We start from the raw sequence: 19,757 nt of genomic DNA, 5'->3' as shown, positions 1-19,757 counted from the left end.
ATCAAGAAATGATATAATAGAAATCAATATAAACTCTTTCTTACTATTTAAAAATAGGGAGACTTCTATGAAAATGCAAGAAGATGAAGAAACACAACTAAAAGGTGCTAAGGCATTTAGAGAGAGCTTATTGTGGTTAGTTCTTAGAATTTTAGCTGAAAAACCAAGCCATGGATATGAAATCATGAAGAAGATTGAAGAAATGACTCACGGCAGATGGAAGCCAGCAGCAGGTACATTATATCCATTACTAGATTCTATGCAAAACGAAGGTTTAATCGAAATTAAATCATATGAGCAAGAAGGTGTAAGAGGAGGGAAGAAAATAGTTTATGGCCTAACCACAAATGGATGGCTATTATTAAAAGACCAATTAATTAATAAAATTTCTATTTATACCTCTATGATAAATTATATAATTTTAGGAGGAATAGAAAGTATGAAAAAACAAGGATTTCAGAGCGAGGCTAACGAGGTGTGTAGTAACCTAATGGAATGGATTGCAAAGCTAGATGAACAAATAGGAAAATATTGTGAAAAGAAATAAAGTTAAGGTGCCAAATTATTGCCTCTTTATTTAGTAGGAATAAATTATGAGTATATCACTCAAAGAGCTATTAACTATATAAAATCATCTGATATAATAATTGTGGATAAATATACTATGCCAAATTCAGATAAAATAATTTCTTTAGTTATTGATATTGCCAAAGATAAAAAAGTTATATTAGCTGAAAGAAATATGCTAGAAGATAATTCATCAGAAGTTATTGATATTGCCAAAGATAAAAAAGTAAGCATAGTAGTAATAGGAGATCCATTAATAGGAACTACTCATGCTTCTTTATTGATTGAGGCAAAAAAGAAAAAAATAGAAGCCGATATAATAAACGGAATATCAGGAATTTGCTTGGCAAAATCCCTGTCAGGATTACAATATTATAAATTCGGAAAAACTCTAACTATACCTGGACCATGGAGAAATGTAAAAGCCTATAGCCTTATATATAATTTATATTCAAATCTTTGTATAAATGCTCATACACTACTACTATTCGATATAAACGATCAAGGAAAATTGCTAAGTATAGAACAAGGAATTAAAACAGTCTTAGAGTTAAATAAAGAACTAAAATTATATGAAAAACTTGAAAAAATGCTCGGAATTATTATACATGCGGGTGAAAAAAATGTATTTGTTGGAGATTCACTTTATATGCTTCAAAACGTTGAAATTGATGAACCGTATAGTCTGATAATCCCCACTTCTCTTCATTATGAAGAGGAAAACTATCTTAAATACGTATTAAATATAAATGACAATGCCATAATTGAACATAAGAATTCTATAAAGGTAGATTTTTGCAAATATATGCTACAATTAAAAACCTATCTAAATACGTTATAATTAAAAAATCAAATTAACTACCTTTTCCTTATTTTAAAGATATATGTTGCAATTTATTGAGAGGAATAATAGCTAATTATAATCTGATTAGTAAACTACTCTTCCCTTATGAACTGGCATCCTCACCTCACGACGAGGATTTCCTGATTCTCAGCTGTGAGAAAGAGAACTTTCACCTCTTAACCCCCAGTAAGTTATAATGTTAACTTACAGTAACAATCTAATCTAAAAATATAAATTTTAACACAATCCTAAAATATGGGATGGAAATGAAAAATGAAATGAACAGTACAATAGAAAGCTTAATAACAAAATACTTTGATGGAAAAATAACTTCTCAAGATCAAAATTCAGTTAAATTTGAAGTGACAGGAGTAAAAGAAGAACATATTACTAAAGCGTTTGTAAAATTATATAAAGAATCTTTCAGTTATGGATATGTTATTACTCTAAAAAAAGAAAATAATATTTTTTACTTATATGCAATTAAGAAAGCAAGTAAGACTAATATACCAATGGTTGTAATATTAGCAACAATTACATTAATAAGCGTATACGTTTCAGGTTTAGTTTTTAATACCTATAATAAGTCATTTGCTTGGACTCCTTTAGCTTATTTGGTTTCTTTAATTGTGCCTCTTCTTTTACATGAAACAGGTCATTGGGTCACAATGAGAAGATATAAGGTCCCTGCTAGTCCTCCATATCTCCTACCCGCTCCTCCATTACAGTTTGGATTCCTAGGTACCTTTGGAGCAGTAATTAATATGGAATGGTTACCTCCAACAAACGATATATTAGCCTTAACAGGCATTATGGGTCCTTTGGTAGGATTTATGGCTGCTATACCTTTTGCTATCTTAGGTTTAAAATATTCAATCTTAATTCCTCAATATGCAGCTCCATCAAGCTCTACAATAAGTTTAGTTCCGTTAATTGTAAGTATTTTGACATATGTAGAAAAAATACCACAAGAATACATAATACAACCTTCAGCAATGATGTTTGCTTCTTATATCGTATTTTTCGTTACTTTTCTAAATCTAATACCTGTTTCTCAATTGGATGGAGGTCATGTTTTAAGGGCTGCTCTTGGGGAAAAAGGTCATAAAATAGTATCCGAAGTTTTTATCTTAGGTTTAATAATAGCAGGCTTTTGGTATGATACTTTTACAGTTTTTGGCGTATTTGCATTATTCTTGTTTTTGTTATCTAGGGGTAGGCATCCAGGATCGGCTATGGGGGATGATAAGTTATCAAAAATTGGTTTTTTATCTGTTATATTGTACAGTATTTTACTTATATTAACATTGCCATTACCAGTTTGAATCAAAAGTTAAATTATTTTAAAATAATTAAATTAATCGTTCCCAATCTTTACAAAGGATGAACTATTTTACAATATTTCCTTATATTGTATTTAATTATATGTTTCCTTTCAAAAGCAACTTTATCGGTATTACTTGCTTTAGCCCAGATGGTGTATATCTTATGACAGAAACCGGTAAAATACCGTTCTCTACCTCATACCTAGCTATAACGACTGGATCTGAAGAATTTATTAATTCGGTTTTTATTAATGGAGGAGCATTATGAGTCAATTGAAGTGATCTTATACCTATTATTTTAGCTTTTTCGTATTTAGTCAAATATGGAGGTCCTATCATTATATCTTCTCTTATCTTTGGGTAGGCCATATATGAGCCTGACATTTTTTTCACCTATTTATCCTACAAATATTGCTAAAATTCGAGATTAAAAATTAAATGCTAAATTCCTTTATGCTAACAAAATATTAAGGTGTTTACTTAGATATATTGCAGGGTAAAAGTAAACTACCCCGTCCTTACGGGCAGGGCTTTGGGGTTTCCAATGGACTTCACGACCCACCTTCATTCCCCTTCGGGTTGTTTACATACACCCCGACCCGTACCTCTCATTAAGGCACGGGCTATGTTAATTGATGCATTCAAGTCACGATTATATATCATCCCACATTTAGGGCAGTGGTATTCTCTACCTTCAACACGGGTAACATACCCACACCTATGGCAAGTCTTAGACGTGTTCTTAGGACTGACATATACCACCTTGTCCCTTGCAGTCTCCGTGAGGGTAGAGGATAACATGAACCTCCTTCTAGCTTCCTTGTATGCTTTCTGTTGGAGGAGTTTCTTGTCCTTGGCCTTGAAGGAAGCGAAGAACTTCACAGCTTTTAGCTACTTCTCTAGGACAATGTTTAGCTTATGTCTTTTCTCCTTGTTAGGGTTAGCAATCTTCCCCTGTACTGCTACTTTAATTTCTGCTTTCAGGGAAACTCCTCACTCTTTTTATATCCGTTGTGTTATTTATACTTAACTTCACGCCCTTACAGGCGGGGTCTCTGGTGAGTAAAAAATGAAAGAAATCAAACTAAAAATTGAACCTGGAAATTATAAAAGCGTTAAACTAGAGTTAAGCGATGCTTTAGAATTATTAAAAATTATTGTATCGCTAAGGGGGGGCTTAGAAACAAAAGATGTTATAGAATCTTTTAGAATATTAAATAACTTTGATGAATTCTATGAATATCAAAGAAAAAAGTTTAAAGATTATGTTACTCCAGATAAAGATGTAAGCGATATGATAAAAGGTTCAGTTGTTGTTGATAATATGAAACTGGTTAAAGAAAATAATAAAAAATTTGTAATAATAACATTTGATAGAAGATTAAAAGAGGAATTCATAGTTAAGGGATTAAATCAAATAGGATTTAATGTTACCACAGAAAAATAATTGATTCCTCACTCTTCTGCTTTATTTTCTTCGCTACTTTTTTTCTTACTGGTTTTCTTCTTACTACTTTTTTCTTTTTTATTTTTTTCACTTTCTTTCTTCTTACTACTTTTCTTTTTAACTGATTTCTTAGACCTTCTTGATTTCTTTATAGAAGAGCTAGATAGCTCTGACATTTTACGCTCAACTTCCTCGTTATAATATGCTCTCGCTTCATTTACCTTAATTTCATCTTTAACTGCTTTTTCTAAAATATCGAATGATCTTAACATAATATCTAATAGTTCGGGGCTTTCGACCTTATATTCAATTAGCTGTTGAGATTCTTCTTGAACATTACTTTGTTGTTCTTGTTCTTCTTCCTCTTCACCTACTTCCTCTTCATTTTCGCTCATTTTTTCCACCTAAACTTTTAATATGGTAACGCAAATTTAATATTTTCATTTGGAATATAATGGTTTTTATTTGATTTGAATAGCTTAAAAATGGGTATAAAAGCTTTTCTCCTTTTAAATGGAAATAGGTCTTATTAGATAAATATCTACGCAGTTGAATAAACAATACACAGAGGTATTAGAATTGATGTATATAGGCAACAATATATTATGGAGGACATTTGATATGGATAAAATGAATTTTACTGGAGATAAATTTAATGAAGTTGTTAGTGTATTAAGTAAAAAAGCATTAAATTCATTTATGGGGGCATATATCCTACTAGATAGCCAATCTAAAGTAAAGTTTAACATGGGATTTGTAGAGTTATTGCTGAGAAGTCCAGAGAACGCTTGTATATTAGCTCGTGAAGCCTTAGGGGAACAATTTATGTTTTTAATAAAATCAATCTTGGTAGGCAATGAGTTTAATGATATAAGAAACTATATACTAAACAGCTGTAAGAGCTATTTAAGTTCTTCATAATTATTAAAACTTCATATAAGCACTTAATATTGAGTAATAAATATCTTAGTTATAACATATTAAAGTTATAATAGAATACCTGCTTTTATAACTTACAATCTTTGAGTTCAAATATAATCTTGCTGAAATACTTTATAAAATTTATAAACTTACATACACGCCTTAAATGGCGAGGTCTTTAGTCGTAAAGGTGATTCAAAATGGTAAAGGCATCAACAGGGTATAGAAGCAAAACAAGGAATATGCTAAGAAAGCACATCAGAGAAAGAGGAGGTGTTCCAAGATTAAGTAAAGCCTTATATCCATATCAAATAGGAGATAAAGTTGTTATATATATAAATTCTACTTTTCATGACGGAATGCCTCATAGAAGATTTCATGGTCTAACGGGAGAAATTGTTGATAAAAGAGGAAAAGCTTATGTAATAAAAGTAAACTTAGGAAATAAGGAAAAAACTATTATAACATATGCAGTTCATCTAAAACCCTTCTCAGAACAAAAATCCCAATAAGGGGTCTTATATTATGGAAAGAAGGATTGAAGAAAGACGCTATATCTCTTATTATGAGGCAAAATATTTTATGGAAAGAAGGATTGAAGATTCCCAACAAATAAATTCCCTTCAGGAAAAATCATGGGATTATCTAAAAACCTTTGGAGAAGGTGATTTTAAAGAAGCTACAGAATCAATTAAAAAATTAGTTAGCCTTGGTTTAAAAGAAACTACAGCTATAATGCTATTAAATGTTTGCCCTGAAAACAGTTCTTTTATTATATCTATGGTATCTTCTTTACCTGAAGAAGAGTCAACAAAAATAGATGAAGAAAAATCGAAAGAAATTTTCAACATAATAAATAATTTTTGTAATAAAAAAAGTTAAACTCCTTAGCTCCATAAATTAGTTGGGTAACTATGAGTAAAAGTTTAAGCAAAAACTGCTATTCAAACAATTTTACTGCTTTAATAGCCGAAAAACCAAAAGCTGCTGAAAAAATTGCTTTGGCTTTAAAAGATTATGGAAAATTTGAAAAATGCAAATATTACAGAATTCCTTATTATGTTATTAAAAATAACAAAGAGACTATTTTAGTTTTGCCCAGTGCCGGTCATTTATTCGGACCTTCTACAAGTGGAAGAGGAGTACCCATAGTAAAAATAACATGGAAACCACTTTGGGAATTTGATAAATCTGCTTACTATACAAAACCATATTATATGATGATGTCATCAATTCTACCTAAAGCAAGCTCATATATAAATGCTTGTGATTATGATATTGAAGGAAGTGTTATAGGATATAAAATTATAGAAAGCTTTGGAGATATTAAAAGAGCAAAAAGGATGAAATACTCCGCTTTAACTAAAGTAGATATTTTAAACGCATTTAAGGAATTATTTCCTTTGGATTTAGATAATGTAAATGCTGGCTCTGCAAGGCATGAATTAGATTGGCTTTGGGGGATTAATGTATCAAGACTTCTCATGAAATCATTAAAGAATGAAACTGGAAAGACTGTTTCTTTAAGTGCAGGCCGAGTTCAAAGTCCAACTCTTGCAGAAGCCATAAAAAGATGGGAAGAAATAAACCTATATTTGCCGAACCCCTATTTTTCTATATCAATAATAGGTGAGTACGAAGGGAAAAGATTTTTAATAACTCCTAAGGATTGGTATCCTGAAACAATTTCTGAAGCGAAGAATGTTAAGGAATATCTGGAAAAAAATCCATACTTAATAGTCGAAGATTATGGTGATATCAAAGAAAAAATTCCGCCACCGCCAGCTTTTAATTTAGGGGATCTCCAAAAAGAGGCATCGAGAATATATGGTTTCTCACCATTTAAAACACAAAGCATAGCTGAAGAGCTTTATTTAGAAGCTTTAATAAGCTATCCAAGAACTAATAGCCAAAAACTACCTAGGACTATTAATTATAACCAGATAATAAATAATTTAACAAAACAAAAATACAAGAGCTTAGTAGAAACCTTATTAAAAGAAACCGAAGGAAAACTAAATCCAGTTCAGGGTAAAGAAGATGATCCTGCCCACCCAGCTATATATCCCACAGGTGAAGTTCCAAAAAAACTATATGGAGATTATCTAAACATCTATGACCTTATTGTTAAAAGGTTTCTTTCAGCATTTTCAAAAGATGCTCTATTAAATAAAAGCTATGCAACTTTAAGGGATGGAATAAATAGGAAGTATAAAGCAGAAGGATTAGTAGTGGTTGATGAAGGATGGTTTAAATATTATAGCTTTTCTTATCCAAAAACCAATGAAATACCTGTATTAAGAAAAAACGATAAAGTAAAAATAATAAATGTTAATCTGAAAACGGTATGGCCGAAAATCAATGTGCTTTTAAGTAGACCTTCATTGCTTAGATGGATGGAAAAGGTAAACATTGGAACAGAAGCAACAAGAGCTAGAATTATAGAGATACTTTACAAAAGAAAATACTTGATAAACAAAGGAAATAAAACGGAAGTCACAAACTTGGGATATGCAGTATATAAAGCTATAGAATTAGTATCAAATCAACTAACTTCACCTGAACTTACAAGAGACTTCGAGGAAAAGTTAGACATGATATCAAAAGGTAAATATTCTAAAGAAGACATAGTAAATGAAGCTAAGGAATTCCTATCAAAAATAATAAAAGAAAAACTTAATGATAAAAGTTTAGGTAAAAATCTAGCAATTGCTTTAGGCATAGAAGAGCCTGAAGAAAAATGCTCTATATGTAAAAGACAAGCTAAACACAAGTTTTTGAATTACAATTTATGCGATTTTCATTATATGGCATTAAAGAAAATAAACGAAAAGGTTCCAGATTTAATTAAAAGACTAGAAACAAATGAAAACCAAGTATTAAAAGAACTATCTGAAAATGCTGTCGTTGGCCTATGGATAAGAGAAGGAAGCAAATTTTTACTTCAAAATAAAGTATCATATATTGATATTAAATAATCAAAAAGTATCGCTGCCAGTACCTCTTATTGCTAAAGCAAAGCTTCCTATATATGGTATAACTATTGGCTCATTTCCATTATAAGTCCATATAACGCCTTTTATTTCAAAATATGGAACTCCTCCTGTAGTGAAACCATCTACTGTATAATACCCACAATATTGAGGATAGCCTGGATCTGGTATTGGATTATTATCTCCTTTTATTATAAAGCACTCCGTCCCATTATGCTCATATATACCAATAACTCTATGTATAATTAGCGTTCCATAATAATTATAGACTATTATGTTACCTATTTTAATATTGCTATAAGGCTCCTTATACATTATAGCAATGTCCCCAGTATGTAGAGTAGGCTTCATACTTATTCCATCAACAATAACAGGTGTTACACCATAAGCTAAATGAGCAACTATCGCAGCCCCAATGATCAATATTATAGCTGTAATAAATATAGCATTGGCATATTTTGTTTTTTGATCTTTATTATACTTATTCATTTTAATCCCATAAAAATGATAGAAACAGAAAGTTAAAAAAGATTAGAGATCACATGTTTTGCAGGTACTATTTTCATCAGCCTTTAAACTCACAACACCACTCCTGCTATCCTTAGTTATACCAAATAATTGGGAGAGCTTTCTATCAGACTCTATATCTGTTACCCTCATTTCCTTTTTTATTATTGTCATTCTAGACTTCTCTTTTTTCTTTTGTTTTATAGGTTGTACTAATATGTTTTTTGCTTCCCCTCCAAAGTATATTACTTGTATCCCTTTGCTCTCATCTCTATAAATCGTTACTCCTTTTAATCCTCCCAACCAAGCAACAAGATATGTCGTATAAACATCATCTATTTTTGCATCACTTGGCAAATTGATTGTTTTGCTTATGGCTTGATCTGTATAAATTTGTGAAGCTATTTGATGAGAAAGATGATACCACAAATCAAAATCCATGCTGGTAGAGAAGAGATTTGCTAAATTTCTTATTTCTTCTATTAGACCCTTATAATCTATATCGGTTTTAGACACTATTCTGCCATCCTTTTCAATAACTTTACTCTTACTTACTATATAGTTTTCTATATCGTTTAATGCCCATCTTATACTACCTTTATGAGATGATATAAATTTAAATAAATCATCTAAAAACTCAACAGATAAGTTATATTTCTTTGCTATTTCCAAAACTTTATCTCTAAATATAGATATTGTTTCCCAAAATTCTCCTACAGCAACCCTTCTCAAATATACCAAAGCAAAATATGGCTCTATTCCGCTGCTTGTTCCAGATATAATGCTTATTGTCCCGGTTGGAGCAACTGTGTTTACAACAGTATTTCTTGGGGCTTTGGCTCCTATAGACTTACCATACTCTATAAGCTTATTCCAAGTCGCTTCAGGGTTGAATAAAGCATTAATGAGCAACTTCTTTACATCATTTATTGAAAAATCAGAAGAGTTATTTATATCATCTTTGGAAATTGAAAAGACGTCATTTAGTACTTTATAAAATGCTTCTTCTTTAATGATGTTTATTGAACCATCTGACATAACTCTTTTTGCCGTTTCTCCGACTAGTCTTTTAGAAACCTCCGCTGGTATCTTAATATCATGATACTTTACATTTATCCAACCATCTTTAATTCTCATAACCTCATTAGCCTTAAGTAAAGCAGGCGTATGTAATTTTAAGGTTTCTTCAATATCAGCTTTTTCAACACATTTCATCTCCTTCCAATCCCATCTTTTACATTCAAAAGCTGGAGCATGACCTAATATAGCACCTAATTCCCAACTCCTTTTCCATGCAAAAACTTCAATTGCTGCAGAAACTATTAAAGTGAACGCAACAGCTTCATCGCTATCATAAGGATAGTTAAGGGTTGCTACAGCATTTGCCAATCCCATTATTCCTAATCCTATTTTCCTCGTTATTGAGTTTATTAGAGTTTGTCTCTTATCAGGATGTTTATTTAAATCTATTACAGCATCCATTGAATCAACGATCAATTGTATATCATTATAAAACTCTTCTAAATCGAATTTATTATTCCTAACGTATTTGTTTAGGTCTATAGAGCCTAGGTTACAACTTTCAAATGGATATAGGTGCTGCTCTCCACATGGATTTGTTGCAGTAACTACGCCCAACCAAGGAGTTGGACTAAATTTATTATGATTATCTGGGAATATTAATCCAGGATCTCCACCTTCCCATGCAGCTTTAATTATTTCTTCCCATAAAAGCCTTGCATTATATTTCCATGCCTTTGTATTTCTTTCATTAAAGTCTACTTTCTTACCCGATGTCTTGCTTGCTTCTTCCAAATCATTAATCGCTAAAGATTTTGTTTTTTCTAAAACATCTTCAAATATATTTAAATATGGATTATCTAAGAGCCATTTGTTTTCTTCAATAAGCTTTCCCATTCTTCCTAAACCTGTTTCTTTGCTAATACTATAATGAATTCTATAAACTCCATTCTCATCCTTGCTATATCTTGGATTTACCATCCACCATTCATTGCCTTCAATGAGCGATTTCATAAAAGCATCATTTACACCAACACTTATATTAAAGTTGGTTAAAAATGAGTCCTGCATTGGAGTTTTCTTGGATTGTATAAAACCTGCATCTTCTGGCATATAATAACCTTCCTTTGAAAGTTTTTCAGCCATTTCTTTTAATATTGGATTTACCTCGTATAGTTCATCTTTTTCTATTTGATCAAATGCATCCTTAACTGCCTTTATAAATGCTCTAACTTGAGGAGGTAAAGTGTTTGCTAAAGCCTGCCACGAATCATATTTCGGATTGTATATATCAGGATGCCAAATATGTAATATACCCATATTGGCCCCTCTTCTCTTGCCCCCTTGTTTAACAACATCCGTTGCGACATCATACAACCTCATAAAGCTTAATGGCCCACTTGCCACTCCACTTGTTCCAGCAACAATATCTCCTCTAGGCCTGAGCTCAGAAAAGCTGAAACCCTGGCCTCCTCCATATTTAAAAGTTAAAGCTTGAACCTTAACTCCATCTAATATGCCTTCCATACTATCAAATACTGGTGTAACATAACAAGCACTTAAAGCTCCTTTAGCTCCATCAGAGAACATATTAAATAATGTTGGAGAATTAAACATGAATTTGCCATTTATCAATAAATTATAAAGCTTTTCTTTATCTGCTCTAGAAGAGAAACCCTCAGCCACTCTTCTCATAACCATAGAAGGTGTTTCTAATGGATTTAGTAATTGACTTTTCACCATATATCTTGATTGCAATACTTTTATTGCATTATAAGTAAATTTCAAATCGTCTTCGCATGGTTCATCCCTTTTACCTTCTACAAAATCTTTTACACATTGTGGAATATCAGCTAACATGCCGCCATTTGGCGCTCTTTTATTATATTCTTTTAAAACAGCTTCGTAAATTTCTTTTAATAAAAGCTTTCTAGCTTCCATTTCAATTTCTGGCTTAAATGTTGATTCTTTAATTAATTTTAATTGCTCAGCCTCATTTGATGACATATTTACACCTCTACTTAAATTCACCTAACATATTTAGCGTAGGTATATTATGTCTAGCTGAAGTAAATATTTTTCTGGGCATACTCTAACACCGACCTGTCTTATCATATATATTTAGGGCTGTATTACCTTATCTCTTTTTCCTGTTAAGAGAAGATTATAGACACAAAATTTTAAAAATTAATTTATAATAAAAATTAACAAAAGCCTTCCTACATTATCTATATAATAAAAAAAGATTAACATTTCAAGCTCTAGAATATTTTTCTTTAATTGAGAAAAGCTGGGGTGAAAGAAGAAAATTGGTAGAAAAAATAAACAAAATATGCTCAATATGTAAGAAAAGACCCGCAATTTATTATAGAGCATATAGCGGTGAGTATATTTGTGCAAAATGCTTAAACAATGTAATTGAAAAAGGAGTTAAGAGAGAAATAAACAAAATCAAGATTTTAAGTATGGATAGCAAAATTGTTATACCGATAACATATTTTTCTCCAAGTTCTTCAGTTATATTATCTAATATCCTATATAGAATAGAGAAACAATTTAAATCAAAAATAGCCATAATCATACCAAATAATTATAACATAGAAGAAATAAAAAGTTTTTTGGACAATAAAGTCGATATATTTATTGCTAAGATTAGCATAAAGCCCCCAGATAGGCTATCACTAATTGAATGTCTAAGATATGAAAGAGCTTGGTCAATAAAAGCAGCTAAAGCCTTAGGTTATAATTTCATTGCATTGCCTATAACAAGAACAGACATATCTTTAATCCTATTAGACTCCTTATTAAATGGAAGAATTGAATTTATATCCGAATCTCTTGAATTTTTAGATAACAATGATATAAAAATATTTTATCCTTTTTCAGGCATTGAAGGAGAAATGCTAGCCTCTTATGAATTTGTATCAGGAATAAAAATAAATCCTTTGTGCCTTACTTATATAAAATCAAAAAACATATTTTACTCAATTGCAGGTTCAAGACCTGAACTTGACTTTGGTAGCCAAAGAATTATTGAAAGATTTAGCTATGCTGCAAACAAACTAGCAAAAACTAAATGCAAAATTTGTGGAGGGTTTTCAGATAATGAAATTTGCAATACATGTAATAAATTAAACTTAAAAAATATTGATGTTACGTTAAGCGTTGTCTCTTAATAAATTCAATAAAATTTCTCTTTCTTCTTTATTTAAATGAAGTTTAACACTTATTTTATCTTTTTCTTGCAAACTTGGGGGTTTTATTTCTCCATCATAAATGATATAACCTGAACTTACTATTTCTTCTATTAATCTATCATTATAAATTTTTCTCAGTTTTAATAATTGCTCCTTTAAGTTTATATCTTTTTTTATATCTTTCTCATCAAGAACAGCACCGCAAACTATGCAAGTCATATCCTGTATAACAGAATTAAAACCACAAACAGGGCATCTTATTGGTGTTGGATTACCATAAGCGTTATAAAGCTGCCTTAAATTATCTATTAAATCTGACGCATTAATTTTCTTAGCTATTTTATAAAGTCTAGGTGCACTCTTTGCAGCTAGCTCTGGTGCATATGCTATTAAAAATTCAATCCTATCTCTGGAATTTATCTCATCTCTTTCAATTAGCCTGCCTGCGATCGCTTTCATAAATTGATCTTTTAAGTTTATGAATTTTTTCATTAAAGATTCTTCTGTAGGCTTAGTAACCCTAGATTCTACTATAGAAGTTATTATTTCTTCAACCAAATCCTTTATATCATCAGAGGTTAAATTAATTAAATCAAGTCCAAATCTATCAATTATTTCATTTGAAATATTACTTACAAAGTTATTAAACTCCTCATCACTGAGTTTTGCTTTTTTCTGCAATTTCTTTTTATTTTCGTGAATTTTATTGTTCTCTTCTTTACTTTCAGTATTGCTTTTAACTTTTTTCCTAGGCATACAGCTCAATCCAATCTAATTAATAAAAAGCTATCCTTAAATATTGCTGGCTTCTTAATTCTTATAAAAAATAAAGACCGAATATTTTCCAGCCTTAAAGTAAAAATATTTATTGTAAAAATTTATAACATAGTTATTTTCTATATTTACTTCTTTATATTTCAAATCTTTTTATTAAAAGCAAAGATTTATTTCCCCTATAAACCCAAATCTCTATAATACCATTGAAGAATATAAATAGGATGAAACATCTTTAAAAATATAGAAGGGAGTGAGATTTAATGGAAGGTCAGAGGGCTCCACAGAAAAGAGAAGGGGAACATATAGCAGGAGTAGAAATAGAGGCAGTTATATTAGATTATATGGATAATGGTTACTATATGGATCCGCATCCATGGCATAAAGAAAAGCCTATAGCTCAAGCTATTGGGGTGAGAAAGTTTACTATACTAGATGGCATTCCCTTAGGACATAAGTTAGAATCTTTAGATGTGGTTACATTAGCAAGAGAGACAGTAAAATCAGTAAACGAACCTTTAGACCCTACGGGTAAAAAGTTCAAAACATTTGATGTCTCATTAGCTTGTATACCAGGAGCTGATAAAAGAATATATTGTACTACAATATTTCCTGTTTCTCAAAGAATATCAGATTTGATAGATATATCACTTTCCGATCCAAATAGTGGGCTAGTTTATTTAAAAAATCCCTCTGACCTTTCAAAGGTTGCTAAAGAGAGAGGTCTTTCTGAAAAAATTTTAGCTGTACCAAGAACACCTATATCTTATAAAGATTTATCTGAAATAGCAAAAAGAACTTTACCAGAAGCTATTAAACTAATTATAAGGAAAAATGAAAAACTCTTTGTTGAATTCTTTAATATAGCTGAGCCAATAAACATAAGATTACATTCCATTGAGCTACTAAGAGGTGTTGGTAAGAAAACACTTAAATCACTCCTTGAAGCTAGGCAAAGTAAAAAATTTAGTAGCTTTGATGAAATCAAAAAAATATTAAAGGTTGATCCTGTTGATATTTTAGCTGATAAAATTATAGATGAAATTACAAACCAACCAAAATATTATTTATTTATTGAACCTAAAGAACCTAACATTTTGTTTTTAAATTATTTAGAGTTAATGAGAAAAAGTCTTTATCAAAAAACAAAATAAAGCTGAGGAGTAAATTAATGGAATTAAAAGAATTTTATTCTATATGTAATAATTTTGAGAAAAGAATTAAAATTAAACTCATTAAAAGAATTTCTCAGCATTTTTTACTCGATTGTAATTCGATAAAATTTTTTTATGACCAGTTACTTCAATTTAAGAACTACGATTTTCTTGAGGTTGGTACCGGTATAGGATCGATCACCATACCATTATCTATTCTTGCAAAAAGAATTATAACAATAGAAATAGATAGAAGGCTTTCCTATGTAAGAAATTTTTTACCGCATAATGTAGAATTTATAATAGGCGATGGAGCCAGCTTTGTAGACTCAACAAAAATACCTATTTTAGTATCTAATATGCCATATAATATAACTTCGAAAATATTAATAACTCTTGCAAAAAATAATAATATAAAATATGCTGTATTAGGAATGCAAAAAGAAGTTGGTAAAAGAATAACAGCAAATCCAGGAGAAGAGAATTATGGTAGGCTAAGCATAATTATACAACTCCTTTTTAAAACAAAAATAGTTGGATACATACCATCGGAAAAATTTTTCCCAAAACCTAAAGTTGATAGCCTAATAATAGTTTTAGAGAGGAAAGATCTATGGAATGAGAATTTTACTAAGCTAGAAAAATTAACTTCTTGCTTGTTTTCTCAACGAAATAAAAAAGCTGAAAAGGTTATAAAAACATGTATCGATAAAGAAAATCCTAAAGAATTTAATGTTAAAGGAAAAAGGGTTAAAGATTTAACACCTAATGAAATACTAAACCTTCTTAATACTTAATAACTGTTGTTTATTAAAAATAAATAGAAATCCCTTTAAAGTTTTATTAACTATTATTAAAAATGGAACTAAAGCACAAGGTGCTTCTTAGTGGCAAGAATACCGGCTGAATTATGCGCCAGATGCAAGGGATACAAAAAACTCTGCGGGCTGCCAAAATGTCCTATACTAGAAGAATTTAGATCTCAAGTAAATTCTTCTCTGAAAATAGTTGATAAAAATGCTGGAGGATCAACTCCTCCAAGTGGTCTTATAGGTGAATATGGGTATCCAAAAGTTTTATTTCATTACATGATACCTCCAGGGTTAAATGGAGATGAAGCCAAGTATAGAGATAACCCAATTCTATGGTCAATTAAAAAGGAGCCTCTTGAAAATATAATAAAAATGAGAAGTGAACTCGTATCAGCTACCATAGCCGTTGATATAAATAGACCCTGGGAATTATATCAGAACGAAATAGGATTAGCGATAATTTCTGAAAGGCCTGTTGACAGTGAAGTAATACTCAAAAGATATCCATTGCCAAAACTATCATTTGATGGTATAACAAAACCAGTTGGTCCCAGAGCTCCTGCTGAAAAAATAATTGTAAGGAGTAACCCTAAATTAAGTCAAGCTTCTGAAAAAATAATATGGGATGATCTAAAAGCAGAAAATGCTTTATGGAACTTATATAAGGAGGGGGTTGATGTTTATATTTTGCAAAATATGTTAAGCTTGGGTTTTTTAGGAAAGATAAAACAAAGGAAGCTTGTACCAACAAGATGGTCGATAACAGCAGTTGATGATACTCTTTCCAAATATTTAAGAAAACATGTCAGAGGATTTAATGAAATAAATCAATATGAAATATATGAAGGTGAATATTTAAGTAATAGATTTTTAATAATATTATTACCAGGGGATATAGAATTTGAATGGATCGAAATATGGCATCCGTTATCAATATGGACTAAATATGCCGAGAAACCTGTTATAAGTAAGGTTGAAGAAGATGCGTTAGGAAGGGTTTCCACTTTAGATGGCGGATTTTCTGCCGCGAGACTTGCTGTATTAGAACATCTTTTTAACACAAAAAGAAAGGCAAGCATAGTTATTTTAAGAGAAATACTCTCATCTTATTATGCCCCTGTAGGAAACTGGCATATAAGAGAGACCGTAAGAAACTCTTTAATTAAAGGCTACAAATTTAAGACTAATGATATAAAAGAGATCAATAAATATGCAAGTAATTGGCTTAAAGCAGATCCAAATTACGTGCTAAAAGAGAGCTATCTATTAGAATATAGTTTAAAGAAGAGAAAGCTATCTGAATTTATTTAAAACATTTAATCAAGAAAATCTAAGTTAATATTTCTTTCTAAGCAATTTTATTAATATACCAAGTCTAAAACTATATACTTTTTGCTTACAGAGAGAACTATGGTGGAAAAATGTCTAAAGAAAACAAAATAAAGACGGTATTTGAGCCTATATACATGCTTAGTTATAAACCTTCTTCAGAATGCGAGTTCTTTAGCGTACTAGAAAGTAACGGGAACTATTATGTAAGGTGCAGAGCCATAGATTCTCTGATAACAAAGAGTAAAGTGAATAAATGCGAAAATTATTGGAAAGACTGCCCTTATAGAAAACTCGGTCTAAAGTCTCAAAGAGGGTTTAAGGAACTATAACAGTTCCAGATAAACCTTTTATCACATTACGAGCATCATCTAAATCTCCTATAATAGCAATTCCATTAGTTGATTCAACAAACTTTATAGAAGCTAATACTTTTGGACCCATAGATCCTTCAGGAAACATTCCTTTTTTATACAAATCGTGTAACTCGCTAACACTAACTTTTTCTAGCCATATTTCATCTTTTTTACCATAATTTATTGCAACTCCTTTTACGTCAGTTAATATTATAAATTTATCGGCCTTAATTTTTGTAGCTAATAATGAACTAGCTAAATCCTTATCAATTACTGCTTCTACAGGAATATAATTATCTTTATGTTTTATAACAGGAATTCCTCCCCCTCCTGCAGCTATAACTACATATTTTTCATCTAACAATTTTTTTATAATATCAATTTCCAATATATCAACTGGCATTGGACTTGGCACGACCCTCCTATAACCTCCTCTAGGGTCTTCCTTGAAAACCCAACCAAATTCTTTGGAGAGCCTTTCTGCTTGATCTCTTGTAAAATAACTACCAACATATTTGGTTGGATTAGAAAACTCCTTATCGTTATCTAATACCAAGGTTCTAGTTAATACAGAAATTGTTTTTCTATCCCTTAAATAATTTGAAAATGATTGCTGTAGCATATACCCAATCCATCCTTGAGTCATTGCATCCGCTATATCTATAGTCAATGCTCTTTCTGAATTCATAGAATGCATCATTTCAAGAAGATAACCAACTTGAGGTCCATTTCCATGAGTTATGACCATATTGTCTTCACTTTCAATTGATTTAGCTATTATTTCTACGGCATTATTTATATTTTTCCATTGATCATCTACACTACCTTTATCCCCTTTTCTTAGTATGGCATTACCTCCTAGTGCTATTAATAGCTTCATGTGTATTCCCTCTGCTTGCTTATTATTTGATGGCAAGCTATAACATCTATGCCAGAGTATTAATTTGTTAACGTATGGTTAAACATTAAGCATTCTTATTAACCAATAAATTTTTGCGCCCACAATTAAAAATATAATTTAAATAAAAACGTATTTATTCCTTTATTATTCCTCCAAATTCTTTTGATAAAATATTCATTTCCTCAACTTCTTTGGTTATTTCTTCTAATGGTTTTGCTTTTGTTTCTGGAACTAATACTAAAGTTATAATTGCTGCTAGTATAGCTGTTGTAGATAGAAAACTAACAGCAAAGAACTGACCATATTTTACAAACAGTGCTGGAAACACAAATGAAGTTAAAGTAGCTCCTATTCTGCCAGAAGCAACTGCAATTGATTGAACTGTTCCTCTTACTTTTGTTGGTGCTAGTTCTACAGCAAATATTCCAGTGCCGCTAATTGATCCTGGTCCTGCTTGATTAGCTAAATTATAGCCGCCATAAAGAAGTAGTGCTAATAATGGAGAAAATCCATGCGATGAGCCGGTCAAATGTTCATAGATTGCAAATCCCAATAGAAATACTGCCATCCCGATATATCCATATATTTGTAATGGCTTCCTTCCTGCTTTATCTATTAATGCTAATGCAATTAATCCTCCAGGAATTACAAATAATGCCTCATTAACCAACTGAAAAGTTCCAGAATTTAACCCAAGTTTTGATGCTATTAGTGAAGGGCCAAACAATATCCCTGAATATACTACTATATCATATAAAAACCATATTAGAGCTGCTGCTGAGAAATATTTCCAATATTTTTTAAAGTAATAAAAAGAAGATTTTTCATCTTTTAAATTGCTGTTTATATTTATTGAACTACCAGTTACTTCACTTATTACTTCTTTAAAGCCTTTTACATCACCTTTAATTCTTCCTAAAAATCTAGCAGTTTCCGGTATTTTTCTCCTTAAATATATTACTGATGCTGCTGGAATAGCACCTGCAGCTAAAACTATTTTCCATATTAGCATCGAATTAAGTCCCAAATAAGATAATGTTAAATATATTATTGCAGCAGTTGTTGCTCCAAACCCCCACATCAGACCAAATCCTAAAGCTAATATTTTACCTCTATCTTTGACGTTAGAATGCTCCGTCATTATAACAGGAGATAATACGTAATCTGCTCCTATGCCAATGCCAAGTATTAGCCTAGCAATGATAAGTTCTTCTGGAGAGTTTACAAAAGCTTGTAATAATGCCCCAATAGTTAATATAGCAACGTCTACACCATAAAATGTTTTCCTTCCTTTATTGGATAAAATCCCAAATATAATTGCTCCAACTGCAGCTCCCATTAATGCAGCACCAGATATTAAAGAAACATATAAAGTATAGTTAGGATTCTTTGAGTTTATCCCAAAAGATGACAATACTGATAATAACACTATTCCAATAGATGACAAGTCATAACCATCGGTGAAAACTCCCATACCCGTTGTTATAAGAGACTTAAAATGAAACCAACTTAATTTTTTCTCATCTAAAGACTTAAACGGATTGCTCATATTCTCTACCCAATTCTTTTAAGATCTATTTAGTTTATAAATTTTTCGACGTAGATCTATA

21 protein-coding genes are annotated in these 19,757 nt (G+C 30.9%); 13 read left to right on the top strand and 8 right to left on the bottom strand.

Translation table 11 applies throughout. The features are described from left to right. Positions 1-67: 67 nt before the first annotated feature. The 3 genes from Q0C16_RS07390 (at position 68) to Q0C16_RS07380 (ending at position 2,736) form a co-directional block, all read left to right on the top strand. A complete protein-coding gene (locus tag Q0C16_RS07390) occupies positions 68-547 on the top strand; it encodes a PadR family transcriptional regulator (protein ID WP_292320913.1) in 480 nt (159 codons plus the stop codon). Positions 548-565: 18 nt separating this feature from the next. Next, on the top strand, positions 566-1,408 hold the full coding sequence (gene dph5, locus Q0C16_RS07385; protein WP_292320911.1) for a diphthine synthase: 843 nt from the start codon (positions 566-568) through the stop codon (positions 1,406-1,408). Positions 1,409-1,677: 269 nt separating this feature from the next. Then, on the top strand, positions 1,678-2,736 hold the full coding sequence (locus Q0C16_RS07380; RefSeq protein ID WP_292320909.1) for a site-2 protease family protein: 1,059 nt from the start codon (positions 1,678-1,680) through the stop codon (positions 2,734-2,736). A gap of 96 nt (positions 2,737-2,832) precedes the next feature. Here Q0C16_RS07380 and Q0C16_RS07375 read toward each other — a convergent pair whose 3' ends face one another. Together Q0C16_RS07375 and Q0C16_RS07370 are read right to left on the bottom strand one after the other, a co-directional pair. Continuing rightward, on the bottom strand, positions 2,833-3,120 hold the full coding sequence (locus Q0C16_RS07375) for a DNA-directed RNA polymerase subunit K (RefSeq protein ID WP_292320907.1): 288 nt from the start codon (positions 3,118-3,120) through the stop codon (positions 2,833-2,835). Between the two features lie 180 nt (positions 3,121-3,300). Further along, positions 3,301-3,498 carry a zinc ribbon domain-containing protein gene (locus Q0C16_RS07370; RefSeq protein WP_292320905.1) on the bottom strand — a complete coding sequence of 66 codons (198 nt, stop codon included), beginning with the start codon at positions 3,496-3,498 and terminating at the stop codon, positions 3,301-3,303. Positions 3,499-3,805: 307 nt separating this feature from the next. On the opposite strand from Q0C16_RS07370, the gene Q0C16_RS07365 reads away from it, so the two are divergent. Further along, positions 3,806-4,183: a hypothetical protein gene (locus Q0C16_RS07365; RefSeq protein ID WP_292320903.1), complete on the top strand. Its 378-nt coding sequence runs from the start codon at positions 3,806-3,808 to the stop codon at positions 4,181-4,183. Between the two features lie 8 nt (positions 4,184-4,191). Here Q0C16_RS07365 and Q0C16_RS07360 read toward each other — a convergent pair whose 3' ends face one another. After that, positions 4,192-4,578: a hypothetical protein gene (locus Q0C16_RS07360; RefSeq protein WP_292320901.1), complete on the bottom strand. Its 387-nt coding sequence runs from the start codon at positions 4,576-4,578 to the stop codon at positions 4,192-4,194. Positions 4,579-4,762: 184 nt separating this feature from the next. Here Q0C16_RS07360 and Q0C16_RS07355 point away from each other — a divergent pair, with 184 nt between their 5' ends. The 4 genes from Q0C16_RS07355 to Q0C16_RS07340 all read left to right on the top strand — a co-directional run bounded on the left by Q0C16_RS07355 (position 4,763) and on the right by Q0C16_RS07340 (position 8,082). Beyond that, positions 4,763-5,104, top strand: coding sequence for a hypothetical protein (locus Q0C16_RS07355; protein ID WP_292320899.1), 342 nt, complete (start codon positions 4,763-4,765; stop codon positions 5,102-5,104). A gap of 200 nt (positions 5,105-5,304) precedes the next feature. Further along, the gene (locus Q0C16_RS07350; protein ID WP_292320897.1) at positions 5,305-5,616 is read left to right on the top strand and encodes a 50S ribosomal protein L21e; all 312 of its coding nucleotides are present in this window, start codon (positions 5,305-5,307) and stop codon (positions 5,614-5,616) included. Between the two features lie 13 nt (positions 5,617-5,629). Further along, on the top strand, positions 5,630-5,986 hold the full coding sequence (locus Q0C16_RS07345) for a hypothetical protein (RefSeq protein WP_292320895.1): 357 nt from the start codon (positions 5,630-5,632) through the stop codon (positions 5,984-5,986). Positions 5,987-6,018: 32 nt separating this feature from the next. Next, complete coding sequence (locus Q0C16_RS07340) at positions 6,019-8,082, top strand: DNA topoisomerase I (RefSeq protein ID WP_292320893.1); 2,064 nt, start codon at positions 6,019-6,021, stop codon at positions 8,080-8,082. Here the strand turns inward: Q0C16_RS07340 and Q0C16_RS07335 are convergent, their stop codons facing one another. Both Q0C16_RS07335 and Q0C16_RS07330 read right to left on the bottom strand, forming a co-directional pair. Further along, complete coding sequence (locus Q0C16_RS07335) at positions 8,083-8,586, bottom strand: signal peptidase I (RefSeq protein WP_292320892.1); 504 nt, start codon at positions 8,584-8,586, stop codon at positions 8,083-8,085. 42 nt (positions 8,587-8,628) lie between these two features. Beyond that, positions 8,629-11,631 carry an adenosylcobalamin-dependent ribonucleoside-diphosphate reductase gene (locus Q0C16_RS07330; RefSeq protein ID WP_292320890.1) on the bottom strand — a complete coding sequence of 1,001 codons (3,003 nt, stop codon included), beginning with the start codon at positions 11,629-11,631 and terminating at the stop codon, positions 8,629-8,631. A 302-nt stretch (positions 11,632-11,933) separates the two neighbouring features. Between Q0C16_RS07330 and Q0C16_RS07325 the strand changes: the two genes are divergently transcribed. Further along, positions 11,934-12,800: a hypothetical protein gene (locus Q0C16_RS07325; RefSeq protein ID WP_292320888.1), complete on the top strand. Its 867-nt coding sequence runs from the start codon at positions 11,934-11,936 to the stop codon at positions 12,798-12,800. On the opposite strand, the gene Q0C16_RS07320 is transcribed toward Q0C16_RS07325, so the two are convergent. Then, on the bottom strand, positions 12,783-13,586 hold the full coding sequence (locus tag Q0C16_RS07320; RefSeq protein WP_292320886.1) for a hypothetical protein: 804 nt from the start codon (positions 13,584-13,586) through the stop codon (positions 12,783-12,785). The genes Q0C16_RS07325 and Q0C16_RS07320 overlap by 18 nt on opposite strands. Before the next feature lie 272 nt (positions 13,587-13,858). On the opposite strand from Q0C16_RS07320, the gene Q0C16_RS07315 reads away from it, so the two are divergent. The 4 genes from Q0C16_RS07315 to Q0C16_RS07300 all read left to right on the top strand — a co-directional run bounded on the left by Q0C16_RS07315 (position 13,859) and on the right by Q0C16_RS07300 (position 17,222). Beyond that, a complete protein-coding gene (locus tag Q0C16_RS07315; protein ID WP_292320884.1) occupies positions 13,859-14,749 on the top strand; it encodes a DUF655 domain-containing protein in 891 nt (296 codons plus the stop codon). A gap of 17 nt (positions 14,750-14,766) precedes the next feature. Further along, positions 14,767-15,546 (top strand): 16S rRNA (adenine(1518)-N(6)/adenine(1519)-N(6))-dimethyltransferase RsmA, encoded by a 780-nt coding sequence (rsmA, locus tag Q0C16_RS07310; protein ID WP_292320882.1) that lies wholly within the window; start codon positions 14,767-14,769, stop codon positions 15,544-15,546. A gap of 90 nt (positions 15,547-15,636) precedes the next feature. Then, positions 15,637-16,872, top strand: coding sequence for an Nre family DNA repair protein (locus Q0C16_RS07305; protein ID WP_292320880.1), 1,236 nt, complete (start codon positions 15,637-15,639; stop codon positions 16,870-16,872). 110 nt (positions 16,873-16,982) lie between these two features. Beyond that, on the top strand, positions 16,983-17,222 hold the full coding sequence (locus Q0C16_RS07300) for a hypothetical protein (RefSeq protein ID WP_292320878.1): 240 nt from the start codon (positions 16,983-16,985) through the stop codon (positions 17,220-17,222). Here Q0C16_RS07300 and arcC read toward each other — a convergent pair. Both arcC and Q0C16_RS07290 read right to left on the bottom strand, forming a co-directional pair. Next, positions 17,209-18,162, bottom strand: coding sequence for a carbamate kinase (gene arcC, locus Q0C16_RS07295; RefSeq protein WP_292320877.1), 954 nt, complete (start codon positions 18,160-18,162; stop codon positions 17,209-17,211). The genes Q0C16_RS07300 and arcC overlap by 14 nt on opposite strands. Positions 18,163-18,280: 118 nt before the next feature. Next, on the bottom strand, positions 18,281-19,696 hold the full coding sequence (locus tag Q0C16_RS07290) for an MFS transporter (protein WP_292320875.1): 1,416 nt from the start codon (positions 19,694-19,696) through the stop codon (positions 18,281-18,283). Positions 19,697-19,757: the final 61 nt, after the last annotated feature.

This window comes from Caldisphaera sp. (genome assembly GCF_023256325.1).
In the GTDB taxonomy this organism is placed as follows: Archaea; Thermoproteota; Thermoprotei_A; order Sulfolobales; family Acidilobaceae; genus Caldisphaera.
This window is presented reverse-complemented; position numbering and strand designations above follow the sequence as displayed.

What these genes read in the sequence shown, in the direction of transcription:
- Q0C16_RS07345 (WP_292320895.1), top strand. Translation starts at nt 5,630, where the DNA reads ATGGAAAGAAGGATTGAAGAAAGACGCTATATCTCTTATTATGAGGCA.
- Q0C16_RS07290 (WP_292320875.1), bottom strand. Translation starts at nt 19,696, where the DNA reads ATGAGCAATCCGTTTAAGTCTTTAGATGAGAAAAAATTAAGTTGGTTT.
- Q0C16_RS07375 (WP_292320907.1), bottom strand. Translation starts at nt 3,120, where the DNA reads ATGTCAGGCTCATATATGGCCTACCCAAAGATAAGAGAAGATATAATG.
- Q0C16_RS07360 (WP_292320901.1), bottom strand. Translation starts at nt 4,578, where the DNA reads ATGAGCGAAAATGAAGAGGAAGTAGGTGAAGAGGAAGAAGAACAAGAA.
- Q0C16_RS07350 (WP_292320897.1), top strand. Translation starts at nt 5,305, where the DNA reads ATGGTAAAGGCATCAACAGGGTATAGAAGCAAAACAAGGAATATGCTA.
- Q0C16_RS07380 (WP_292320909.1), top strand. Translation starts at nt 1,678, where the DNA reads ATGAAAAATGAAATGAACAGTACAATAGAAAGCTTAATAACAAAATAC.
- Q0C16_RS07330 (WP_292320890.1), bottom strand. Translation starts at nt 11,631, where the DNA reads ATGTCATCAAATGAGGCTGAGCAATTAAAATTAATTAAAGAATCAACA.
- Q0C16_RS07335 (WP_292320892.1), bottom strand. Translation starts at nt 8,586, where the DNA reads ATGAATAAGTATAATAAAGATCAAAAAACAAAATATGCCAATGCTATA.
- Q0C16_RS07315 (WP_292320884.1), top strand. Translation starts at nt 13,859, where the DNA reads ATGGAAGGTCAGAGGGCTCCACAGAAAAGAGAAGGGGAACATATAGCA.
- Q0C16_RS07365 (WP_292320903.1), top strand. Translation starts at nt 3,806, where the DNA reads ATGAAAGAAATCAAACTAAAAATTGAACCTGGAAATTATAAAAGCGTT.
- Q0C16_RS07300 (WP_292320878.1), top strand. Translation starts at nt 16,983, where the DNA reads ATGTCTAAAGAAAACAAAATAAAGACGGTATTTGAGCCTATATACATG.
- Q0C16_RS07340 (WP_292320893.1), top strand. Translation starts at nt 6,019, where the DNA reads ATGAGTAAAAGTTTAAGCAAAAACTGCTATTCAAACAATTTTACTGCT.
- rsmA (WP_292320882.1), top strand. Translation starts at nt 14,767, where the DNA reads ATGGAATTAAAAGAATTTTATTCTATATGTAATAATTTTGAGAAAAGA.
- Q0C16_RS07390 (WP_292320913.1), top strand. Translation starts at nt 68, where the DNA reads ATGAAAATGCAAGAAGATGAAGAAACACAACTAAAAGGTGCTAAGGCA.